The organism is Shigella sp. FC1967 (assembly GCF_001743005.1).
Taxonomy (GTDB): Bacteria; Pseudomonadota; Gammaproteobacteria; order Enterobacterales; family Enterobacteriaceae; genus Proteus.
Genome location: NZ_MIIZ01000804.1, coordinates 1 through 3,125 on the forward strand (window position 1 = coordinate 1; position 3,125 = coordinate 3,125).

A 3,125-nucleotide genomic window follows, 5' to 3' on the forward strand; every position below is an offset into this window, starting at 1 on the left:
ACCATCAGGATCGAACTTACGGCCTTGGGTGGTAGGATTAAAAATGCGAAAATAAGGTACGGCATCAGTTCCTGTTGATGCAGCCCATTGCCAACCCCCGTTATTTGAGATGAAATCGCCATCAATGAGTTGTGACATAAAATAACGCTCACCCCCAACGCCAATCAATTAACAAGTCTTTGATAAGAAAGCTCGCCGTGAGCATACGTAAGCGGTTATGCATCCAACCTGTTTGGTTAAGCTGTCGCATCGCAGCATCAATAATTGGGAAACCCGTTGAACCTTGCGTCCAAGCATTAAACTCATCTTGATTGTTACGCCACTTGATTTGTTCTGTCCAAAGCTGAAAGGCAATGTGTTTGCATAAATTGGGATTTGCCACAATTAAGTGTTGGTAAAATTCTCTCCAAATAAGTTCATTAAACCAAACAAATGCGCCTGATGTGTTGTTTTCTAAGAAATCAGGTTCCGTTTGATAAAGGCGATTAAAACATTGACGAATAGACAGTAATCCAATTGAAAGATAAGGGGATAATCGACTTGTGCCATCAATTGAGGGAATATCTCGCCATCTTGCATAATGTGAGACGCTTTCATAACAGAACTGTTTTAAGCGTTTAAGAGCCTCTTCTTCCGTAGAGATAACGGATGGTGATCGTGTATTTTCAAGTGAGAATAGCGGTGCTTTTAAAGGTGATACCGCTTTTTGATGCGTCCTGATCTCTGGGATAGGTAATGAAGCGTTATCTTGTGAAAGAAAGCATCGTAAAAATGCATTTCTAAAGGGAGTAAAAACCTTATACATTTCACCTTGTTGAGTGACTACATTACCCGGTGGAATAAACACATTGTCATGATAAGCATAAATGGTTGTTTTATTCTTGAGTCGCTCAATGACTTTTTTATCACGGCGTTGTTCATTAAGAGCATATTGGTGATTGAAGAAAAGCGCAGTGACTTGATGTTGTTGGCAATACTCAGCCACTTTATCGGCTGCAGTTGAATAAGTATCGCTAATCACGACTGTGAGTGGAATATTGAGTTTTGCTAGTGATGTTGAAAGATCCAGCAAAGTATTATGAATGAACGCCTGATATGATAAAGCCATATTGTGGGCTTTCCATTGTTCAGGCGTTACGGTGAAAATAGCATGCACCTGTGCGTGTTTATCTTGGCAAGCGTGAAAGAGCGCCTTGTTATCGGTTACTCTTAAATCATTACGAAACCAAACTAAATGAACAGAAGACGGGTGCATGTAACCTCTCTTAATCTAATTTAGGATGTTGATCGATCAGGGCTTGGCGTTTTTTCTGCAATGCTTCAATTTCCGCTTCGATATCTTCAACACGGTGTTCAATACTATCATAATGCTCAGATAAAATTTCTTTCGCCTCTGATCTATCTGATGCTGCTGGTGTTGCACCTCGTAAAGGTTTATTTGCGGTTTCGATCATCTTGATACCAGTTATCAAACCGACAACAGCGACAATCATCAAATAATAAGCTGGCATATATAAATTACCGGTTGCTTCAACTAACCAAGCCGCCGCTGTAGGTGTTGCCCCTGCAATTAATACGGAAATATTAAATGCGATTGCTAATGCACTATAGCGAATATGGGTTGGGAAAATAGCGGGTAAAATCGATGCCATTACCCCAGTAAAACAGTTGAGTAAAATCGCTAAGATTAATAATCCTAAGAAAATTAAGCCGATTTCATCGCTGTTAATCATCATAAACGCAGGGTAAGCAAGAACAAACAACCCAATACTACCGCCGATAACAAATGGCTTGCGACCAATTTTGTCACTCAGTAGACCAATGACTGGTTGTACAAATAGCATCCCGATCATAATCGCGATGATGATCAGTACACCGTGATCTGCCGAATAATTTAAGTTATGTGATAAATAACTCGGCATATACGTCAATAACATGTAGTAGGTCACATTAGTCGCAATCACTAAACCTACACAGACGGTTAAACTTTTCCAATATTTTGATGCAATTTCACGTAATGAAACACGCGGTGGATTTTCGATAGATTTACGATCATCGCTGTTCATTTCATCAACATGTTGTTGGAATGCAGGGGTTTCTTCTAAAGCGTGACGTAAATATAAGCCAATAAGACCTAATGGTAATGCCAAGAAGAACGGAATACGCCATCCCCACTCATGAAATGCGGTTTCTCCAAGGATAGTAGAGATAAGTACAACAACACCTGCACCCATAACGAAACCAGCAATAGAACCAAAGTCTAACCAGCTTCCCATAAATCCGCGTTTGCGGTCTGGTGAGTATTCCGCAACAAAAATTGCCGCGCCAGAATATTCACCCCCAATGGAGAAACCTTGTGCTAATTTAGCCAGTAATAATAAAACAGGAGCCCAGATCCCAATCGTTTCATAAGCAGGAATAAGACCAATGGCAAACGTACTCAGTGCCATAATAATGATGGTGACAGATAACACTTTCTGACGACCAAATTTATCCCCTAACATCCCAAATACAACACCCCCTAAAGGTCTTACAAGGAATGGAACTGAGAATGTCGCGAGTGCGGCAATCATCTGCACACCCGGCGATGCACCAGGGAAGAAGACTTGACCTAAGACATACGCAAGGAAGCCGTAGACACCAAAGTCAAACCATTCCATGGCATTACCTAACGCTGCCGCAGTAATGGCTTTCTTAAGCTTACTATCATCAATAATAGTTATATCATTGATTTGTAGAGGTTTGTTTCTTTTTTTCTTCATTTTCATATTAAGTGACCTTTATAAAGGTATTTGTGATTTTTTGTTTATCAATTAATGAAAAGAAATGAAGTGACTATTTGTTAGCGAGAAGAGTGAGTAATAAAAATTCACTAAAAAAACAGCTTACTTCTACTAAATTTAAATAGTGGTATTAAGCTAATAGATAAGAGAATATTTATTTAGTATAGATGAGATTGAATAAGATATAAGAAAGTTTTCGTTGTTGTTTTGATATAACAAAACAGAGCCTCTATGTATTAAAATGTGATCAATATCATAACGTAATTCTGCTTTTGTGTAAAATCCATGGCGTTAGCGATTAGAAATTTAACTTAGGGGGGCTTTTAATTCTCATAATGAATA

General features: G+C 38.9%; 3 protein-coding genes. All 3 read right to left on the bottom strand.

Going from position 1 to position 3,125, the window contains the following annotated elements; translation table 11 throughout:
- A partial coding sequence (locus BHE89_RS27470) for an FAD-binding domain-containing protein (protein ID WP_458694222.1) occupies positions 1 to 138 on the bottom strand: 138 nt, incomplete at its 3' end.
- Positions 139 to 148: 10 nt separating this feature from the next.
- The gene (gene phrB, locus BHE89_RS13360; protein WP_458694221.1) at positions 149 to 1,255 is read right to left on the bottom strand and encodes a deoxyribodipyrimidine photo-lyase; all 1,107 of its coding nucleotides are present in this window, start codon (positions 1,253 to 1,255) and stop codon (positions 149 to 151) included.
- Between the two features lie 10 nt (positions 1,256 to 1,265).
- Positions 1,266 to 2,768 carry a glycine betaine/L-proline transporter ProP gene (gene proP / locus BHE89_RS13365; RefSeq protein ID WP_069366826.1) on the bottom strand — a complete coding sequence of 501 codons (1,503 nt, stop codon included), beginning with the start codon at positions 2,766 to 2,768 and terminating at the stop codon, positions 1,266 to 1,268.
- Between the last annotated feature and the right edge of the window lie 357 nt (positions 2,769 to 3,125).